Source organism: Chryseobacterium sp. (assembly GCF_008014695.1).
In the GTDB taxonomy this organism is placed as follows: Bacteria; Bacteroidota; Bacteroidia; order Flavobacteriales; family Weeksellaceae; genus Kaistella.
Window position 1 is genome coordinate 381,182 of record NZ_VOXE01000001.1, and the last position, 16,506, is coordinate 397,687.

The 16,506-nt window shown below is 39.2% G+C and carries 19 protein-coding genes; 11 read left to right on the top strand and 8 right to left on the bottom strand.

Annotation, left to right across the window (positions count from 1 at the left end):
* Positions 1-39: 39 nt before the first annotated feature.
* Entirely contained in the window at positions 40-414 is a 375-nt protein-coding gene (mscL, locus tag FUA25_RS01840; protein WP_147755194.1) for a large conductance mechanosensitive channel protein MscL, read from the bottom strand.
* 128 nt (positions 415-542) lie between these two features.
* On the opposite strand from mscL, the gene FUA25_RS01845 reads away from it, so the two are divergent.
* Positions 543-2,048 (top strand): NAD(P)H-hydrate dehydratase, encoded by a 1,506-nt coding sequence (locus FUA25_RS01845; protein WP_147755195.1) that lies wholly within the window; start codon positions 543-545, stop codon positions 2,046-2,048.
* A 39-nt stretch (positions 2,049-2,087) separates the two neighbouring features.
* Complete coding sequence (locus FUA25_RS01850) at positions 2,088-2,378, top strand: hypothetical protein (protein ID WP_147755196.1); 291 nt, start codon at positions 2,088-2,090, stop codon at positions 2,376-2,378.
* A gap of 61 nt (positions 2,379-2,439) precedes the next feature.
* On the opposite strand, the gene lgt is transcribed toward FUA25_RS01850, so the two are convergent.
* Both lgt and yidD read right to left on the bottom strand, forming a co-directional pair.
* A complete protein-coding gene (lgt, locus tag FUA25_RS01855) occupies positions 2,440-3,309 on the bottom strand; it encodes a prolipoprotein diacylglyceryl transferase (RefSeq protein WP_147755197.1) in 870 nt (289 codons plus the stop codon).
* Between the two features lie 26 nt (positions 3,310-3,335).
* Positions 3,336-3,572, bottom strand: coding sequence for a membrane protein insertion efficiency factor YidD (yidD, locus tag FUA25_RS01860; RefSeq protein ID WP_147755198.1), 237 nt, complete (start codon positions 3,570-3,572; stop codon positions 3,336-3,338).
* A 97-nt stretch (positions 3,573-3,669) separates the two neighbouring features.
* Between yidD and FUA25_RS01865 the strand changes: the two genes are divergently transcribed.
* Complete coding sequence (locus FUA25_RS01865; protein WP_147755199.1) at positions 3,670-4,947, top strand: replication-associated recombination protein A; 1,278 nt, start codon at positions 3,670-3,672, stop codon at positions 4,945-4,947.
* Positions 4,948-5,022: 75 nt separating this feature from the next.
* Here FUA25_RS01865 and FUA25_RS01870 read toward each other — a convergent pair whose 3' ends face one another.
* Positions 5,023-5,466, bottom strand: coding sequence for a hypothetical protein (locus tag FUA25_RS01870; protein ID WP_147755200.1), 444 nt, complete (start codon positions 5,464-5,466; stop codon positions 5,023-5,025).
* A 123-nt stretch (positions 5,467-5,589) separates the two neighbouring features.
* On the opposite strand from FUA25_RS01870, the gene FUA25_RS01875 reads away from it, so the two are divergent.
* Entirely contained in the window at positions 5,590-6,852 is a 1,263-nt protein-coding gene (locus FUA25_RS01875; protein WP_147755201.1) for a T9SS type A sorting domain-containing protein, read from the top strand.
* A gap of 2 nt (positions 6,853-6,854) precedes the next feature.
* Here the strand turns inward: FUA25_RS01875 and FUA25_RS01880 are convergent, their stop codons facing one another.
* Positions 6,855-7,265 carry an acyl-CoA thioesterase gene (locus FUA25_RS01880; protein WP_147755202.1) on the bottom strand — a complete coding sequence of 137 codons (411 nt, stop codon included), beginning with the start codon at positions 7,263-7,265 and terminating at the stop codon, positions 6,855-6,857.
* A 135-nt stretch (positions 7,266-7,400) separates the two neighbouring features.
* On the opposite strand from FUA25_RS01880, the gene dnaA reads away from it, so the two are divergent.
* From dnaA to FUA25_RS01900, 4 genes are all read left to right on the top strand, one after another.
* Positions 7,401-8,855 carry a chromosomal replication initiator protein DnaA gene (gene dnaA / locus FUA25_RS01885; protein WP_147755203.1) on the top strand — a complete coding sequence of 485 codons (1,455 nt, stop codon included), beginning with the start codon at positions 7,401-7,403 and terminating at the stop codon, positions 8,853-8,855.
* Between the two features lie 82 nt (positions 8,856-8,937).
* Positions 8,938-9,399, top strand: coding sequence for a low molecular weight protein-tyrosine-phosphatase (locus FUA25_RS01890; protein ID WP_147755204.1), 462 nt, complete (start codon positions 8,938-8,940; stop codon positions 9,397-9,399).
* A gap of 19 nt (positions 9,400-9,418) precedes the next feature.
* Positions 9,419-10,117, top strand: a complete 699-nt coding sequence (locus FUA25_RS01895) for an SAM-dependent methyltransferase (protein WP_147755205.1) — start codon at positions 9,419-9,421, stop codon at positions 10,115-10,117.
* 64 nt (positions 10,118-10,181) lie between these two features.
* Positions 10,182-10,559, top strand: a complete 378-nt coding sequence (locus tag FUA25_RS01900; protein ID WP_147755206.1) for a hypothetical protein — start codon at positions 10,182-10,184, stop codon at positions 10,557-10,559.
* A gap of 52 nt (positions 10,560-10,611) precedes the next feature.
* On the opposite strand, the gene FUA25_RS01905 is transcribed toward FUA25_RS01900, so the two are convergent.
* Together FUA25_RS01905 and metG are read right to left on the bottom strand one after the other, a co-directional pair.
* Positions 10,612-11,085, bottom strand: coding sequence for a DUF962 domain-containing protein (locus FUA25_RS01905; protein WP_147755207.1), 474 nt, complete (start codon positions 11,083-11,085; stop codon positions 10,612-10,614).
* Between the two features lie 97 nt (positions 11,086-11,182).
* A complete protein-coding gene (gene metG, locus FUA25_RS01910; RefSeq protein WP_147755208.1) occupies positions 11,183-13,219 on the bottom strand; it encodes a methionine--tRNA ligase in 2,037 nt (678 codons plus the stop codon).
* A 179-nt stretch (positions 13,220-13,398) separates the two neighbouring features.
* Between metG and FUA25_RS01915 the strand changes: the two genes are divergently transcribed.
* From FUA25_RS01915 to FUA25_RS01925, 3 genes are all read left to right on the top strand, one after another.
* Entirely contained in the window at positions 13,399-13,914 is a 516-nt protein-coding gene (locus FUA25_RS01915) for a nuclear transport factor 2 family protein (RefSeq protein WP_147755209.1), read from the top strand.
* Between the two features lie 100 nt (positions 13,915-14,014).
* The gene (locus tag FUA25_RS01920; RefSeq protein ID WP_147755210.1) at positions 14,015-14,728 is read left to right on the top strand and encodes a pirin family protein; all 714 of its coding nucleotides are present in this window, start codon (positions 14,015-14,017) and stop codon (positions 14,726-14,728) included.
* Positions 14,729-14,764: 36 nt separating this feature from the next.
* Positions 14,765-15,301, top strand: a complete 537-nt coding sequence (locus tag FUA25_RS01925) for an NADPH-dependent FMN reductase (protein ID WP_147755211.1) — start codon at positions 14,765-14,767, stop codon at positions 15,299-15,301.
* Positions 15,302-15,371: 70 nt separating this feature from the next.
* On the opposite strand, the gene FUA25_RS01930 is transcribed toward FUA25_RS01925, so the two are convergent.
* The gene (locus FUA25_RS01930) at positions 15,372-16,283 is read right to left on the bottom strand and encodes a DUF808 domain-containing protein (RefSeq protein ID WP_147755212.1); all 912 of its coding nucleotides are present in this window, start codon (positions 16,281-16,283) and stop codon (positions 15,372-15,374) included.
* Positions 16,284-16,506: the final 223 nt, after the last annotated feature.

The following is a 16,506-nucleotide window of genomic DNA, read 5'->3' on the forward strand; positions in this document are numbered from 1 at the left end:
TTTAAAGCGTGTTTTTTTGTTTCCAGAATAAAAATAGATTTATGACCTGTTTTTTAATAAATCCCTTATTTCTGTTAATAACAGTTGATCTTTGGTCGGTCCAGAAACGGCCTTTTCCTCTGGTTTATTGATTTTATTGGCGACCTTAATGAGCCAGAATAAAACCATGGCAATACACAGAAAACTGATTACTGCAGAAAGGAAATTTCCGTATTTTACTCCTTCCCAGCTCAGTTGCGCAATATTTTCGGCTCCTACGGTTTTAAGGGCCGGGTTGAGGAGCAAAGGCGTAATAACGTCTTCTACCAACGACGAAACAATTTTACCGAAAGCTGCACCAATAATCACTCCAACTGCTAAATCCACAACATTTCCTTTGAATGCAAATGATTTAAATTCTTTAACAAATCCCATAATCAAACTTTTAAGGATTAAAAATATCATTTTTTTTAAAAAGAATGCTTTAAAAGCTGAAATTCTTTAAAAAGAAATAAAATGTCTTCTTTAATTTCTTAAATTTAAGGAAGCAAAATTGTTCCCGCATGAAAATCTTTTCGGCCGCTCAAATAAAAAGAGCAGATCTCTACACGGTTGAAAACGAACCGGTTTCCTCACTTGGCTTGATGGAAAGGGCCGCGGAATCCTGTGTAAGGTTTTTAACGGCTAAATTTAAAGAAAACCATACTTTTTCAGTCTTCTGTGGAAACGGGAATAATGGCGGCGACGGCTTCGCAATTGCGAGACTCCTGTATCAAAAAGGTTCTGACGTCAATGTTTTTGTGGATGAAAATAATCCTCATTTCACTCCCGATGCCAAGTGGAACTTCGATAGGATAAAGGAAATGTTCGGAATTTCGGTAGTTGATTTTATGGAGGATGAAACATTTGATTTCAGTGCGAACACGGTAATCATCGATGCTCTTTTTGGAACCGGATTGAACAGAAAACTGGAAGGAAAAATCGGCGAACTGGTTGTGCAGTTAAATAAACTCAGCTTCCCGAAAATTTCCGTCGATATTCCTTCCGGTTTGTTGGCAGATATTGTTCCGGCTGAAGATTCGATTATTTTCAAGACCGATCATACGCTGAGCTTCCAGTTCTGGAAAAAAGCTTTTCTTCACCCGGAAAGCGGAATCTTTTGCGGCAAAATTCATGTTCTGGACATTGGTTTGAGTCCGGAATTTATCAATAAAGAACCTACCCACAATTTTGTGATTGATGAAGGACTGATTCATCAGATTTTTAAATTCAGAGATGATTTTTCACATAAAGGGACGTACGGGAAAACTGCAATTGTTGCAGGCAGCCTCGGGAAAATGGGTGCGGCAGTTCTGGCTACACAATCTGCGATGAAGTCGGGAAGCGGAATTACCTTTACGCTGGCGCCAAAATGCGGTTATGAAATCCTGCAGACCACCTGTCCTGAAGCGATGTACCTGTTTGGCGGTGAAAATTATATCAGCCATTTTGAAATTGATTCTGATTCAACGATGGGAATTGGTCCAGGATTAGGTTCCGATCCGGAAACGGAGCATACTTTTCTGGATTTTTTAAAAAATTTCAGAAAGCCTTTGGTTTTAGACGCCGATGCATTGAATATCCTTTCAAAAAATCAAGATAATATAAAGTTGATTCCGCAGCATTCCGTCATTACTCCTCATCCGAAAGAATTTGAAAGGCTTTTCGGAAAAACAGAGAATTCATTTGACAGATTGGATCTTGCACTAAAAAAGTCGAAAGAATTTGGCATTTTTATCGTTTTGAAGGACCACCACACCCAGATCATTACTCCTGAAGGAGAAGTTTATTACAACATCACGGGAAATTCCGGAATGGCAAAGGGCGGAAGCGGTGATGTGCTGCTCGGAATCATCACTTCACTGCTTGCACAGTATTATTCTCCGCTGAATGCAGCAATTTTTGGGATTTGGCTTCACGGAAAAGCCGGAGATTTCGCGGCGGAAAAGCACTCAAAAGAAGCGATGCTGCCCAGTGATTTAATTCATGAATTAGAAACCGTTTTCAAACTTTTGAACGAAAGGGTCTGAATTTTGTTCTGCTTATTCAAATTTTAAAAAATGAAAATCATGAATTTTTTATCTGCCTCCGTACTTCTGATATTAAATATAGCCTGCACTGCCATTTTACCGACTGCTGAAAAAGCGACTGTTATCCGCGACTGTACCGGAACTTATTTACGCATGGACAAAAAAGACTTTAAAGTATGTAACAATGCCGTTCTGAAAAATTATAAAGAAGGCGTTGAAGTCACCGTAAAATTTGCAAAAACCGATAGCTGTCCGGAATTTAATGATAAAGCCGTCTGCATGATGTATCACGAGAATGAAGGTACAGTCCGGATTTCAGAAGTGAAATAATTGCTCACAAATAAAGAAAAGCCTTTCAGAATTTCTGAAAGGCTTTTTAATTTTAATTATTTTAAACTGGTTTTCCGTTTTCTTCTTCCGTGATTTTATTATTTTTAGAATAAAACATAATAACGACCCCGGCAAGCATAAACGGTATGGAAAGGATTTGACCTGTGTTCAGACCCGCAAACTGAATGAATTCGTCTCCCTGAGGTTCTTTCAGAAACTCAACAAAAAAGCGGATGGCCCATAAAAGGATAAAAAAGACTCCGAAAAGCCAGCCCTGCTGATATTTTTTATTGGTATAGCGATATAGAATCCACAATAAGATAAAAAGAAGGAAATAACCCGCCGCTTCAAAAAGCTGGGTCGGGTAGCGGGCAACAATGGCGCCATATTCGGAACTTTGCTGTGGAAAAAGCACTGCAAAAGGGGAGTCTTCAGGTGCGGGTTTACCAATAATTTCTGAATTAAAGAAATTGCCGATCCTCACAAATGTACCGCCCAATGCAACTACAATTCCAACTCTGTCATACACCCAAAAAGGATTTTTCCTGATGATTTTATAGGAATAATATAGGGTTGTCAAAATCACTGCGATGGTCGCACCGTGACTGGCCAATCCGGAAAAACCGGTAAATTTAAATTCAGGTTTTGTCTGGATCGGCAAAAATACCGACCAGAAATCCTCCGTAAAAAGTTCCGGCTGATAAAAAATAACGTGTCCCAGTCTTGCGCCCAGGATCGTTCCAACCAAAGTCCAGGTGAAAAGCGGTTCTACATACTTCTGGTTAACATTGTCGATCTTGAAAATTTTCGACATGATCACATAACCCAGTCCAAACGCCAGAATGAACATCAAACTGTAATAATGAAGTGTTACAGGACCTAAATGTATCCCTGTTGAAGGATCCCAGGTGGTATATAAAAGAGTCAGCATAGTATTTTTATTAATTTTTTAGTTTTTTATTCAGTTTTTGGAGGAACTGGGTCATAGCCTTGTCCTCCCCACGGATGGCAGCGTGAAATCCTTCTCGCTCCGAGCCAGAATCCCTTAAAAATTCCGTGAATCTGAAGCGCTTCTACCATGTAATGGGAACAGGTTGGTTCGTAACGGCAGTTTTTCGGCAGCCAGGGCGAAATCACCCACTGATAAATCTTTATCAGGATAACCAGAGGAAAAGTGATGATTTTGTTGAACATGGCGTTGCAAAAATAACGAAATAGTTTAAATTTGTTGAAGTTTCTGGTTAAACTTGTTTTAAACAGTTTTCTAAACGTTAATACCAAAATTTTCATCTTGAACTCAAACATGCCCCTTGCCGAAAGAATGCGCCCGAAAACGCTTGACGATGTTCTCGGTCAGGAACACCTGACCGGTAAAAACGGCACGGTGCGAAAAATGCTTGAGAATGATACTTTAAATTCCCTTATTTTCTGGGGTCCGCCCGGGACCGGCAAAACGACGCTGGCCGAAATTATTTCTGAACAGTCAGGAAGAAAATTTTTTAAGCTGTCAGCGGTTTCAAGTGGGGTGAAGGATGTTCGCGAAGTGATTGAGGATGCCAAAAAGCAGAATCTGTTTTCCGGAAAATCTCCGATTCTTTTTATTGATGAAATCCACCGGTTCAACAAGTCTCAGCAGGATTCTCTGCTTCATGCTGTTGAAAAAGGCTGGATCGTCTTGATTGGTGCAACTACTGAAAATCCGAGTTTTGAAGTCGTTTCGGCCTTGCTTTCGCGTTCTCAGGTATATGTTTTAAAATCTTTGAGTTATGAAAAACTGGAAGAACTGGCGGAAATTTCTCTTAAAAAATACAACGAAGAGGAATCTACTTCTTTTCAGATCAAAGACACGGAAGCTTTCATCCAATATTCCGGTGGCGATGCCCGGAAACTGATCAATGCGGTTGAAAATGTCTTGAATAATTTTAAAAATTCCAACAAAAAGGAAATTTCGAATGCAGATGTCCTTGAGGTGCTTCAAGAAACCATGGCACTTTATGATAAAAACGGGGAGCAGCATTACGATATCATTTCAGCTTTCATCAAATCCATGAGGGGTTCAGACCCAAACGGTGCTGTTTACTGGCTCGCCAGAATGCTGGTTGGCGGCGAAGATATTAAATTCATTGCGCGCAGAATGCTTATTCTTGCGTCGGAAGATATCGGTTTGGCCAACCCGAATGCTTTGGTGATTGCGAGTAACTGTTTTCAGGCCATCAACGTTATCGGAAATCCGGAAGCGCGGATTATATTAAGTGAAACGGCAGTGTATTTAGCGGTTTCGCCAAAAAGCAATTCAACGTATCTGGCGATTAACGCTGCCATGGCTCATGTAAAGCAGACCGGAAACCTGCCGGTTCCCCTGCACCTGCGAAATGCGCCTACAAAACTCATGAAGGATATGAATTATGGGAAAGACTACGATTACGCGCATTCATACGAAGGGAATTTTGTAGATCTTGAATTTTTACCCGAAGAAATCTCCGGAACTGTATTTTACAAACCTGGAAATAATTCTACCGAAAATAAAATTGCCGAAGAATTGAAGCGAAAATGGAGAGGGAAGTATTGATCTGAGATCGGTTAGAATTTTAAACAAAAAGGCGCTCCGAAGAACGCCTGAGTTTTCAAAGTAATTGCTACCTCTTTATTTTGCAGGAAAAGTGATGGACAAAACCTGCATACCATCTATAGTCTTAACTTCCATATTATCCAGTACGTTCCCATAAATTTTAAGGTCAGTATTTTCGATTTTTCTTCCGTCAACATAAACTGGATTATTTTTTGGCAGTTTAAACTGTTCATTAACTTCTCCTAGAGAGATGCGGTCATATACGGAGGCGTTTTTTTTCAGTTTCAGTTCAGTAAGTCCATTATCGGAAACACTTGCCCAGCTTTTTAAATTTTCAGGTATCGCCGACTTGGTTTTATAAACATTCATTGTTTGAATTTCACCTTTAGGAACGTCACTTTTAATCATCTTTTCCGAAGAAATAATGCCGTCAATTAAAACAAATGGAGACTGACCTGTTTTCTGGCCAAAAACCGTTACTGAAGCAAAAAGCAATGCCGTGTATAAAAATCTTTTCATTATTTTAATTTATTTCTAACAAAAATAGTAAAAAGAATGACTTACCGAAAAGATTTTCCGAATTTTATTCAATAATTTTGAATTGGAAAGTTAATACCTGCTTATTCTGTAAATTTACCTGTTATGAAAATATTGATATCATTTTTTCTCTTTCTCCATCTTGTTTTGCAGTCCCAGCAATATTCATGGTCTACTTTGTCCATGCCACCAGCAACAACAGGGCGATACGATGATGTTTTTTTTCTCAATGAAAATGTAGGATGGGCTGCAAGAGGTGGTGCCGGAAGAATCTACAAAACCACCGATGCAGGCGCGACATGGATTCAACTGACGCTGCCTAATCCAACCAATGAATATTACAGAAATATTGAGTTTCTCAATGAAAATATTGGTTTCTTGGGAACCCTCAACAACAGTTTTTATAAAACTACCGATGGGGGAACTTCCTGGCAAAAAGTACTTAATATTTCACCTGCGCCACAGGCAATCTGCGGTTTGGATGCTGTGGGAACTTCCACGATATATGGCTGTGGTGCTTATTTTTCGCCAGCATATATCATTAAATCAACAGACAGCGGAATTTCCTGGCAGTATATCGACATGTCAGCGCATGCCACCGCACTGGTCGAAATTCTTTTTATTGATGAAAATACTGGTTTCGTTTCAGGTCAGGATAATAACGGCGGCGTAATCCTGAAAACAACAGATGGCGGTGTAAACTGGACAAAAATCTACAGCGGTGTAGTCGCCAATGAATACGTTTGGAAAATTCAGATCCTGCCGGGAACAGGAAACCTGAAAATGTTCTGCTCCATTGAATCAGTAGCGCCAAATTCCGGAAAATTGATTAAAACATCAGATGGGGGTGCAACATGGCAGACAAAGTCTTTTCCTGACGTTGATGTTCAGGCAGTAGGTTTCATCAACGAAAATAAAGGATGGATGGGTGGCCACAACACCGGTTTCTACGAGACCAACGATGGCGGCACAACCTGGACCAATTTGGGAATCGGTGGTTCGCTCAACAGGATTTTCTTCATCAACAATACTTCAGCATTTGCATCTGGCCGCAATATTTATAAAATGAGTACCACAAATCTTTCTACTGCTGAAACTAATGATTTCGCAGATGAACTGAAAGTGGAGATTTTTCCGAATCCAGTAAGAAACAAGTTGAATCTGAAGGTAAATTTTGTGCATTCAGATCATATCCTCATTGGTCTTTACGATGCCTCGGGGAAGTTCCTGGGAAACATTTTAAAAGATGATATTTATAAAACCGGAAGAAGAACTTACACCTTAGATTTCCCTTATCCTTCAGGCGTTTATTATCTGAATATTCATTCCAATATCGGACGGATGTCTAAAAAGTTGATTAAAGAATAAAACTATTCGATCCATTTTTTTTCGATGAGTTCCAAAAGGAAATCAGGACATTTTATAATTTTGTCCGTTTCGGAGTCCAGAAAAAATAAAGTGGTTCTGGCCTCGCTTATTTTTTGTTTTGCCGGATTGTAAATTTCGTATTCAAATTCCAGTTTAACACCCGGAATTTTTTTAATAAAAGTATGGATTTCGAGAATTTCATCGTATCGTGCAGGTTTTATATATTTGATCTGATACTCGGAAACCGGAAGCCATATTCCGCGTTTTTCGATTTCATCGTACGAAAAACCGAGCGACCGAAAAAGTTCGACCCTTGCTACCTCCAGGTATTCGGCATAATTGCCGTAATAGACGTATTTCATAGGGTCTGTTTCTCCGTAACGTACTCTTATTGAATGAGTTGTGTGTATCATTTTAAGTTCTTTTTTATACATACAAATATATTTTTAAATAATCAATAGCACAAAAATTTTTTTTTGAGATTTTTAAATTGGATATTTGTAATCAGTGAAAAACGAAATAACCGCCGGAAAACTGCAGAGAGAAAAATGGACGAAAATTTAGAATTACTTTGGGAAAAATGCCTTCAGTTCATGAGAGACAATCTCAATGCGGCTGAAGACAACACCGACTTGAAAAAGTTGGAAAATTCCTTCGATTTACTCTTTGACAGTGTTTCACCTGTTTCATTGGTCAATCATAATCTGACCTTACTGGTACCGAGCGATTTTTATAAAGAATATATTGAAGACAATTACCTGTCTTTACTTTCAGCTGCGTTAAAGAAATACATCGGAAAAGGAGTGAAACTCTGGTATTCGGTGATGGAAAACAAACCTGCAGGCAAAGAGAAACCCATTACCATACAGCTTAAAGGTAAAAGCATTTCTGCTCCCAAAGTTCAGGAAACACTTCCACCTTCATTTTCACAGAATCTCATCAACCCTTTTGTAGTTCCGGGAATCAAGAAAATAAATATTGATTCAAATCTGAAAGCCGACTTTTCTTTCGACAATTACGTGGAAGGCGAAAGCAATAAATTTGCAGCCACAGTGGCGCGATCAATTGCGAAAAGACCCGGCGCTACTGCATTTAACCCCTTGTTTTTACACGGTGGTTACGGCGTAGGGAAAACCCATTTGGGTCATGCAATCGGTCTGGAAGTTAAAAATTCATTGCCGGATAAAGTAGTGCTTTATTTATCATCAGAAAAATTCATCCAGCAGTTTGTGTCTGCGGCCAAAGCCCATAAACAGACGGAATTTGCGAATTTTTACCAAATGGTGGATGTGCTGATTATTGATGATATTCAGTTTTTATCAGGCAAAGCCGCCACTCAGGACAGTTTTTTCCATATTTTCGATTACCTGCACCAAAACGGAAAACAGATCATCCTGACTTCCGATAAGGCACCAGTTGATATTCTGGATATTCAGGAAAGAATCGTTTCCCGTTTCAAATGGGGACTTTCTGCAGAAATAAAATCTCCGGATTTTGATACCCGCAGAAAAATTATCGTCGATAAATTAAGTAGAGACGGTATCATTCTGACTGATGATATGCTGGATTTTCTCGCCTCTGAAGTGAAAACGAATGTTCGTGAACTGATCGGGGTCATTAATTCAGTTATTGCGTATTCCACCATATATAAGTCCGAACTTAGTTTGGAACTGCTCAAAGAAACCATCAATAAGATTGCAGCCAATCAGAAAAAAATCATCAACATTCCTTATATTCAGGATGTGGTTTGTGAATATTTCGGTATTCAGCGGGAACAGCTGCTTTCCAAAACACGAAAAAGAGAAATTGCTTTGCCAAGACAGCTTGCAATGTATTTTGCAAAGGAACTTACGAACGCTACTTTCACCAAAATCGGAGAGGAAATGGGGGGAAAAGACCATTCAACCGTAATGTACGCCTGCGAAACGATCAAAGATGTTTCGAAAATTGATAAAGAACTTAAAAAATACGTAAAGGATCTGTCTGAAAGAATCAAACAGTAAATTTTACGACTTTAAAAAATAATAACCTTTCGGAAATTTTCTGAGAGGTTTTTTTAAACTTAATTCAGATTAAAAGTACCCTATGAAAATACTCATGGTATGTCTTGGAAACATCTGCCGAAGCCCGCTGGCGGAAGGAATTTTACGTAACATGCTCCCGGATAATTTCACCGTTGATTCAGTGGGTACCATTTCGCTGCATGAAGGGGAACACCCCGACCAACGCGCCATAAAAACCGCAAAGAATCACGGGACTGATATTTCCGGACAGAAATCCCGGCCCATAACCGTTCAGGATCTACAGAACTTTGACCATATTTACTGCATGGATTTAAGTGTTTATGAAGATGTGATTTCTCTGGCTCAAAATGAAGAACAGCGGAAGAAAATTGCTCTTTTTCTGGAGGCTGCCGGAAACTATGGTGAAAATACCGATGTTCCGGACCCGTATTGGAGCGGAATGAAGGGTTTCGAAAAAGTTTTTCTACTTTTGGAGGATTCCTGTGGGAAGATCAAAACGAAACTCCTCAGTCAGAACTCCTAATCCAAAATTCAAAGAAGCCATGTTATTCCTCATTCCCGCTTATTTATCTGAAAATTCCCCGGTTGATTATTTCGCGCCCGCGATCAGCGAATATATTCTGAAAACAGATTATTTTTTTGTTGAAAATGAAAAAACCGCCAGAAAAGTCATTAAATTTTTTGCACCAACGAAGAAACAGTCGGATCTTAAACTTTTTCTTCTGGACAAATATTCCAAATCCGATGATTTAAAAGAGGCGCAAACCTTAATGAAAAAAGGCCAGGATTTTGGACTTCTGTCTGAAGCAGGTTTGCCTTGCATTGCCGATCCGGGAAACCTGATGGTGAAATGGGCACACGAAAACAACATTAAGGTAATTCCGGTTAACGGTCCCTCTTCCATTATTCTGGCTTTAATTTCCAGCGGATTCAACGGTCAGGAATTTACATTTCACGGTTATTTACCCATCGACAGAGCCGAAAGGAAAGCAAAAATCCAGTGGCTCGATAGCCAGGTACAGAAAACCGGCTATTCCCAGATTTTTATGGAAACGCCTTACCGCAACAATCCGCTGTTCGAAGATTTGTGTAAATTTCTCTCGCCGCAAACCAAACTGAGCATCGCTGCAAACATCAATGATCCTCTGGAAGAATTTATTAAAACAATGAGCATCAAGGATTGGCAAAAGGCCAAACCGAATCTGCACAAAATTCCTGCAGTTTTTGTTCTTGGAAGGTAAAGTTTAACGTCCTTTAACAGCAGAATTGCATTAATCTTGATTATATTGCACAAAATAAATTATTATGTCAGATAAAAAATTAGCAGGACTTTGGTTAGACCAAACCAAAGCTGTAGTCGTTAAAAATCATGATGCACAGAATGCATTCAAATTTTTCCTTTGTTCACCGGTAAAAGCAGTTGTTCAGCACGGAAATTCCAATGAAAATGCTGGAAACAATGCAGAGCAGACCAATAAAGCAAAATTTTTCAAAGAAATCGAACACCTTTTAACCAATTCTCAGGAAGTATATATTACAGGTCCAGGAACAATGCAAGAAGAACTGAAGAAATATCTTCATGAAACGGCTCAGTTCAGAGATTTAAAAATTACGTTGGATACCGCTCAACATATGAGCGATGAACAGGTTCTGGAGACGGTAAAAAGCCATTTTGGTGAATAAGTAACAGGCAATTATATAAAAATGCGGTCAGATTTGACCGCTTTTTTTTTATTCAGTATCGTATTCCTAGTTTCTTCAGCACAAAACTCATCAGCCAGATGGGTCCTACCAATAAAAACTGCAGATCTTTAAGAAAACTGGGCTTTTTACCTTCGATTTTGTGTCCGAAAAACTGCCCAATCCACGAAAGGATGAAGATGATAAGGAAAAAGATCCATGATGTACTTTCAAATTTAATATTGATGAAATACACCAGATGTTCCATCAACAGCATCACGAAAATCATGATGAACGCGATCTTCCAGGATAATCTTAAATAAAAAACGCTCACCAGAATGATGGCCAGAATGCTTGCTGCACTGATGCAGCCGAAATAGCGCAGACAGAAATGCGGCGCAGGAATCAGTGACACAAATCCTAAAATGGTCCAGAAAATTAAGGGTACACAAATCCAGTGAATGGATTTGTTAGTTTGATTTTGATGACTTTCGGTGTATTCCGCGAAAAGCCTGTCTATTTTTCTCATGCCGTTTTCATTTTTCAATGAATAAAAATAAAAAAGATTTTGAGTTATCTCAAAATCTTTTTTAATGTATCGGACGAGTTAAATAGTTTTCAATCTTTTATCCAATTTCAACACCGTTTTCCACCGTTTCATCAGGGGTTACAAAAGCCAGTTTTCCGTCTGGTTTTGTGGTGAGCAAAAGCATTCCCTGAGATTCGATGCCGCGGATTTTCCGTGGAGCAAGATTTAGTAAAATCATCACCTGTTTTCCGATGCATTCTTCTGGGGTAAAACTTTCGGCAACTCCGGAAACCACAGTTCTTACGTCAACTCCTGTATCTACGGTGAATTTCAGCAGTTTGTCGGCTTTTTCCACTTTTTCTGCGGTAAGGATGGTGGCGGTTCTTAAATCTATTTTCGTAAAATCATCAAACTGAATTTCGTCTTTCATGGGGCTTGCTTTAAGGTTGGTTTTTTTGTTGGACTGTTTCGTGTTTTCGAGTTTCTGGATCTGAAATTCAATGGTTTCATCTTCAATTTTAGAAAACAGAAGCTCCGCAGGATTAATTTGATGTCCGGTTTTAATCAGAATTTTTTCGCTTTCAATCTCTTTCCAACTAAGTTGTGAAATGTTGAACATTTTCAGTAATTTTTCTGAACTGAAAGGCATGAACGGTTCAGAAATCTGTGCCAGTCCGGCTGCAATCTGGGCGGCAATGAACAGCGAATTTGCAGCTTTTTCAGGATTGTCTTTAATGGTTTTCCAGGGTTCTTCAATCTGAAGGAACTGGTTTCCGAAACGGGCTAGATTCATCATTGAACTCAAAGCATTCCTGAACTCAAAATGCTCCAGGAAATTTTCAATTTCGTTTGCTGCTTTTTTGATTTCCAGCAGTTCCGGAGCATTTTCATCTCCCTGTGGAACAACTCCGTCATAATATTTATGGATGAGAACGGCAACCCTGTTGATGAAGTTCCCGAAAATCCCAACGAGTTCCGAATTGTTTTTGGTCTGGAAATCTTTCCAGGTAAAATTATTGTCTTTGGTTTCCGGTGCCGATGCGAGCAAAGTATACCGCAGAACATCCTGCTGCCCCGGAAATTCTTCCACATATTCGTGCGCCCATACTGCCCAGTTGCGCGACGTGGAAATTTTATCGTTTTCTAAATTTAAAAATTCAAAAGCGGGAACATTGGTCGGCATCATGTACTCACCATGCGCCTTCATCATCGCCGGAAAAATAATACAGTGAAATACGATATTGTCTTTCCCGATAAAATGAATCAGGTCCGAATTTTCATTCTGCCAGTAATCTTTCCAGTTTTTACCGTTTTTTTCTGCCCATTCCTGAGTAAACGAGATATATCCAATCGGCGCATCAAACCACACGTAGAGCACTTTTCCTTCAGCATCAGGCAACGGAACCGGAACGCCCCAATTCAGGTCGCGGGTCATGGCTCTCGGTTTTAAACCGTCATTCAGCCACGATTTTACCTGTCCGTAAACATTGGGTTTCCAGTCGTCTTTATGGCCTTCAATAATCCATTCGTTTAGGAAATCTTCATAATCATTCAAAGGAAGATACCAGTTTTTGGTTTCTTTTAATACCGGAACATTTCCGCTGAGCATGGATTTTGGGTTCAGAAGTTCTGATGGTGAAAGGGTAGTGCCGCATTTTTCACACTGATCGCCATAAGCGCCGTCGTTTCCGCAGTTGGGACAGGTTCCGACAATATAACGGTCTGCGAGGAATTCTCCGGCCTGCTCGTCAAAATACTGTTCAGAAACTTCTTCTGTAAATTTGCCTTTATTATATAGCGTTTTGAAAAAATCCTGGCTTACTTCATGATGTTTTGTTGAAGTGGTTCTGGAATATTCGTCGAAAGAAATGCCCAGATCTGCAAAAGATTTTTTGATGATTTCATGGTATTTATCTACGATATTCTGGGGAGTTACGCCTTCCTTCTTTGCACGGATGGTGATTGGAATCCCATGTTCATCGGAACCGCAAATAAATGCGACATCTTTGCCCGATCTTCGCTGAAACCTCGCATACACATCCGCCGGAATATAAACTCCCGCCAAATGACCGATATGAACCGGACCGTTTGCATACGGCAAAGCGGCAGTAATCATCTTTCTTTCTGACCTCATTTCTTCTAAATTTATGCAAAGATAAGGGTTATGAAACTGAATAAAAAATTTGATGGCATTTTAGAATTCAAGTACCATTTGATGAATAAAAATTTTTACAAATGAAAATATTAAAGAAATTGTCTTAGTTTTAAAAAATAGAATTGCGGTCATAAGAACATATTCAAAAAATTAAAAACATGAAAAAATTGACTTTATTTGGAGTTTTAATATTAATGCTTCATTCAACTATCATGATTTCGGCCCAAAAGCAAAGAACAGATGATCACAAAAATGTTAGTAAGCTGCTCGATAACTTAAATATTTTCGCTGCCAGTGCTGATTTCAAAAATTATTTTGATTTGTATGCCGAAGAATCTACCTTTATTGGGACCGACGCCACAGAAATATGGAATAAAAAAGAATTCATGGCCTATGCAAAGCCTCATTTCGACAAAGGAAAAGCCTGGAATTTCACGTCCTTAAAAAGAAACATTACCTTCAGCAAAGATGGCCAGTATGCTTGGTTTGATGAAATTCTGGATACGCAGATGAAAATCTGCCGCGGTTCCGGAGTCCTTGAAAAGATTGCAGGAAAATGGAAAATAAAACAGTATGTACTGTCGATGACCGTTCCGAATGATGTTTCAAATGAAGTCATCAAAATAAAAGCGCCGGTTGAAGATCTATTGATTCAACAATTGAAGAAAAAATAAGAATTCCCCTTTTCAGACTGCAGTTTTCTTACCGCACATCAACGTTTTTGCAGACTGTTTTGAATTAAATTTGCAGTATTAACCCGTTAACTTATTAAAGATGAAAACAGTTTATCATAAAGCAGATACAAGAGGTTTTGCCGACCATGGTTGGTTAAAATCTTACCACACCTTCAGTTTCGCCAATTACCACAATCCCGAACGGATGAATTTCGGCGTTTTAAGGGTTCTGAATGACGATCAGGTGGCTTCCGGAATGGGTTTCGGAACGCATCCGCACCGCGATATGGAAATTATTTCCATTCCGCTTGAAGGTGACTTGGAGCATAAAGATTCCATGGGCACTTCATCGGTGATCCGAAAAGGGGAAATACAGGTGATGAGCGCCGGAACCGGAGTTCAGCACAGCGAATATAACCGGAATAAAGACGAAATCGTGAAATTTTTGCAGATTTGGGTCATTCCGAATAAAATGAATGTGACGCCGCGTTACGACCAGATCAACATTAAGGAGAACCAAAAAATCAATGTTTTTCAGCAGATTCTGTCTCCGGATCAGGATGACGAAGGCGTATGGATTCATCAGGATGCTTGGTTTAACCTCGCTGATTTCGAAAAGGACAATAAAAAAGAATACAAAATTCACAAACCTGGAAACGGAGTGTATGTATTTATATTGAAGGGTTCGGCAAAAATCGGAGATCAGATTTTAGGAACCAGAGACGGTTTTGGCATCTGGGAAACTGATTCTTTCACACTCGAAGCCCTTGAAAATGCAGAAATTCTGCTGATGGAGGTGCCGATGGAAGTTTAATAGTGTATATTTACTTTTTAACTGAAAATTTAATTTATGAAAATACTGGCCTTTGCAGGAAGCAATTCCGAAGTCTCCATCAATAAAAAATTGGTAACATTTGCGGCTTCATTTTTCCCGAACGATGAAATTGAAATTCTGGATCTCAACGCATATGAAATGCCGATTTATAAACATGAACGCGAGCAGCAAACAGGAATTCCGGAACTTGCAAAAAATTTCGCAGGAAAAATCGACGGTGCGGATCTCATCCTGATGTCTCTGGCTGAACATAATTCGGCGTATTCCACTGCTTTTAAAAATGTGTTCGACTGGGTGTCCAGAATTAAAGAACGGAAACATTTCGGCGAAAAACCCATGTTCCTGATGGCTACTGCACCCGGAAACGGCGGCGGAAAAAATGTTCTGGAAGTATTCGTGAAAAGAGCACCGTTCAGCGGAGCAGAAGTACTGACGACATTTTCCCTGCCCAATTTCAAAGAAAAATTTGAAGAAGGAAATGGGATTACTGATGATGAAAAACGCAGTGAATTTATGGAGAAACTTGAAACGGTAAAAGAACGTTTTGCCTGATCTTGTTGATCTTGCATTATAAAAAAAAGCGGACGAAAGTCCGCTTTTTTGTTTTAGTATGAAAAGAATATTATTTTTTGATGAGCGCAAGCATTTTTTTTCCTCCGGTCATCACCACAACCATAAGAAGTCCGGCTGCAAGTCCGAATAAAGCCTGCTTTGCCATTTCGGGAAATTCAGGAAGCAGATGATGCAGAAAATCAATATTGTGATCGAAAATACCGCCGGATACCAGAATCAACGCAAGAGTACCGATAACGCTTAATGCCTTGATCACAATCGGCAAAGCCTTCACAAGAATATTACCCAAAGTGGTAAGAAAGCCTTCGTTATTGGATTTTTTGATCAGTTTATAGCCCGCATCATCCATTCTTACGATAAGTGCAACGATTCCGTAAACACCAATGGTGGCGATGAGTGCAACAATAGAAACGGTGGCGATTTCCACAATTAGAGGATCAAATTGCGATTTGAGATCTTGAAAATTGTCTTTTGCTGAAGCCAGGGCAATAATTACGATTTCGAGTGAAAGAATAAAATCTGTTTTTATTGCTGAGTTTATTTTGGCTTTTTCTTCGTCTTCACCTTCAAAACCGGCGTCTTCAATTTCCTGAATGACATCCTGTCCAGATTCTTCGGTTTCCTTTTTATGAAAAAGATATTCAACAATTTTTTCAGCTCCTTCATACGCTAAATAAAAACCTCCGATGACCAAAACAATACTTACTGCAGGCGGATACAGCCATTGAAGGAAGAATACGATTGGAACAATGATCAGTTTATTGATGAAAGATCCTTTCATGATTTTCATCAAAACCGGTATTTCCCTCGATGATAAAAATCCGGTGGCTTTTTCGGCATTTACCGCCAGGTCATCGCCCAGGATTCCTGCAGTCTGTTTCGTAGCAATCTTTGAGGCAACTGCTACATCATCCATCAAAGCTGCAATATCATCGAGAATTGCAAAAAAACCTGAAGCCATATTTATTTTTTTTTGAAGCACAAAAATAGTACTTTCTGATGATAAAGAGCGTGTGAAAAATTTGTGCGGACAACTCTTTGAAAATATTTCCTTCTAAATTTTAAAATCAGGTCAAAAAATCTTATTTTTGCAGTACTAAATTTTTAAAAAAATTGAAACCGCAAAGATTACATGCCCCAAAAGAGAAATTCCAAAATATTGGAGGTGCAATCTTCACCAAGAA

What these genes read in the sequence shown, in the direction of transcription:
- mscL (WP_147755194.1), bottom strand. Translation starts at nt 414, where the DNA reads ATGGGATTTGTTAAAGAATTTAAATCATTTGCATTCAAAGGAAATGTT.
- FUA25_RS01845 (WP_147755195.1), top strand. Translation starts at nt 543, where the DNA reads ATGAAAATCTTTTCGGCCGCTCAAATAAAAAGAGCAGATCTCTACACG.
- FUA25_RS01850 (WP_147755196.1), top strand. Translation starts at nt 2,088, where the DNA reads ATGAATTTTTTATCTGCCTCCGTACTTCTGATATTAAATATAGCCTGC.
- lgt (WP_147755197.1), bottom strand. Translation starts at nt 3,309, where the DNA reads ATGCTGACTCTTTTATATACCACCTGGGATCCTTCAACAGGGATACAT.
- yidD (WP_147755198.1), bottom strand. Translation starts at nt 3,572, where the DNA reads ATGTTCAACAAAATCATCACTTTTCCTCTGGTTATCCTGATAAAGATT.
- FUA25_RS01870 (WP_147755200.1), bottom strand. Translation starts at nt 5,466, where the DNA reads ATGAAAAGATTTTTATACACGGCATTGCTTTTTGCTTCAGTAACGGTT.
- FUA25_RS01875 (WP_147755201.1), top strand. Translation starts at nt 5,590, where the DNA reads ATGAAAATATTGATATCATTTTTTCTCTTTCTCCATCTTGTTTTGCAG.
- FUA25_RS01880 (WP_147755202.1), bottom strand. Translation starts at nt 7,265, where the DNA reads ATGATACACACAACTCATTCAATAAGAGTACGTTACGGAGAAACAGAC.
- dnaA (WP_147755203.1), top strand. Translation starts at nt 7,401, where the DNA reads ATGGACGAAAATTTAGAATTACTTTGGGAAAAATGCCTTCAGTTCATG.
- FUA25_RS01890 (WP_147755204.1), top strand. Translation starts at nt 8,938, where the DNA reads ATGAAAATACTCATGGTATGTCTTGGAAACATCTGCCGAAGCCCGCTG.
- FUA25_RS01895 (WP_147755205.1), top strand. Translation starts at nt 9,419, where the DNA reads ATGTTATTCCTCATTCCCGCTTATTTATCTGAAAATTCCCCGGTTGAT.
- FUA25_RS01900 (WP_147755206.1), top strand. Translation starts at nt 10,182, where the DNA reads ATGTCAGATAAAAAATTAGCAGGACTTTGGTTAGACCAAACCAAAGCT.
- FUA25_RS01905 (WP_147755207.1), bottom strand. Translation starts at nt 11,085, where the DNA reads ATGAGAAAAATAGACAGGCTTTTCGCGGAATACACCGAAAGTCATCAA.
- metG (WP_147755208.1), bottom strand. Translation starts at nt 13,219, where the DNA reads ATGAGGTCAGAAAGAAAGATGATTACTGCCGCTTTGCCGTATGCAAAC.
- FUA25_RS01915 (WP_147755209.1), top strand. Translation starts at nt 13,399, where the DNA reads ATGAAAAAATTGACTTTATTTGGAGTTTTAATATTAATGCTTCATTCA.
- FUA25_RS01920 (WP_147755210.1), top strand. Translation starts at nt 14,015, where the DNA reads ATGAAAACAGTTTATCATAAAGCAGATACAAGAGGTTTTGCCGACCAT.
- FUA25_RS01925 (WP_147755211.1), top strand. Translation starts at nt 14,765, where the DNA reads ATGAAAATACTGGCCTTTGCAGGAAGCAATTCCGAAGTCTCCATCAAT.
- FUA25_RS01930 (WP_147755212.1), bottom strand. Translation starts at nt 16,283, where the DNA reads ATGGCTTCAGGTTTTTTTGCAATTCTCGATGATATTGCAGCTTTGATG.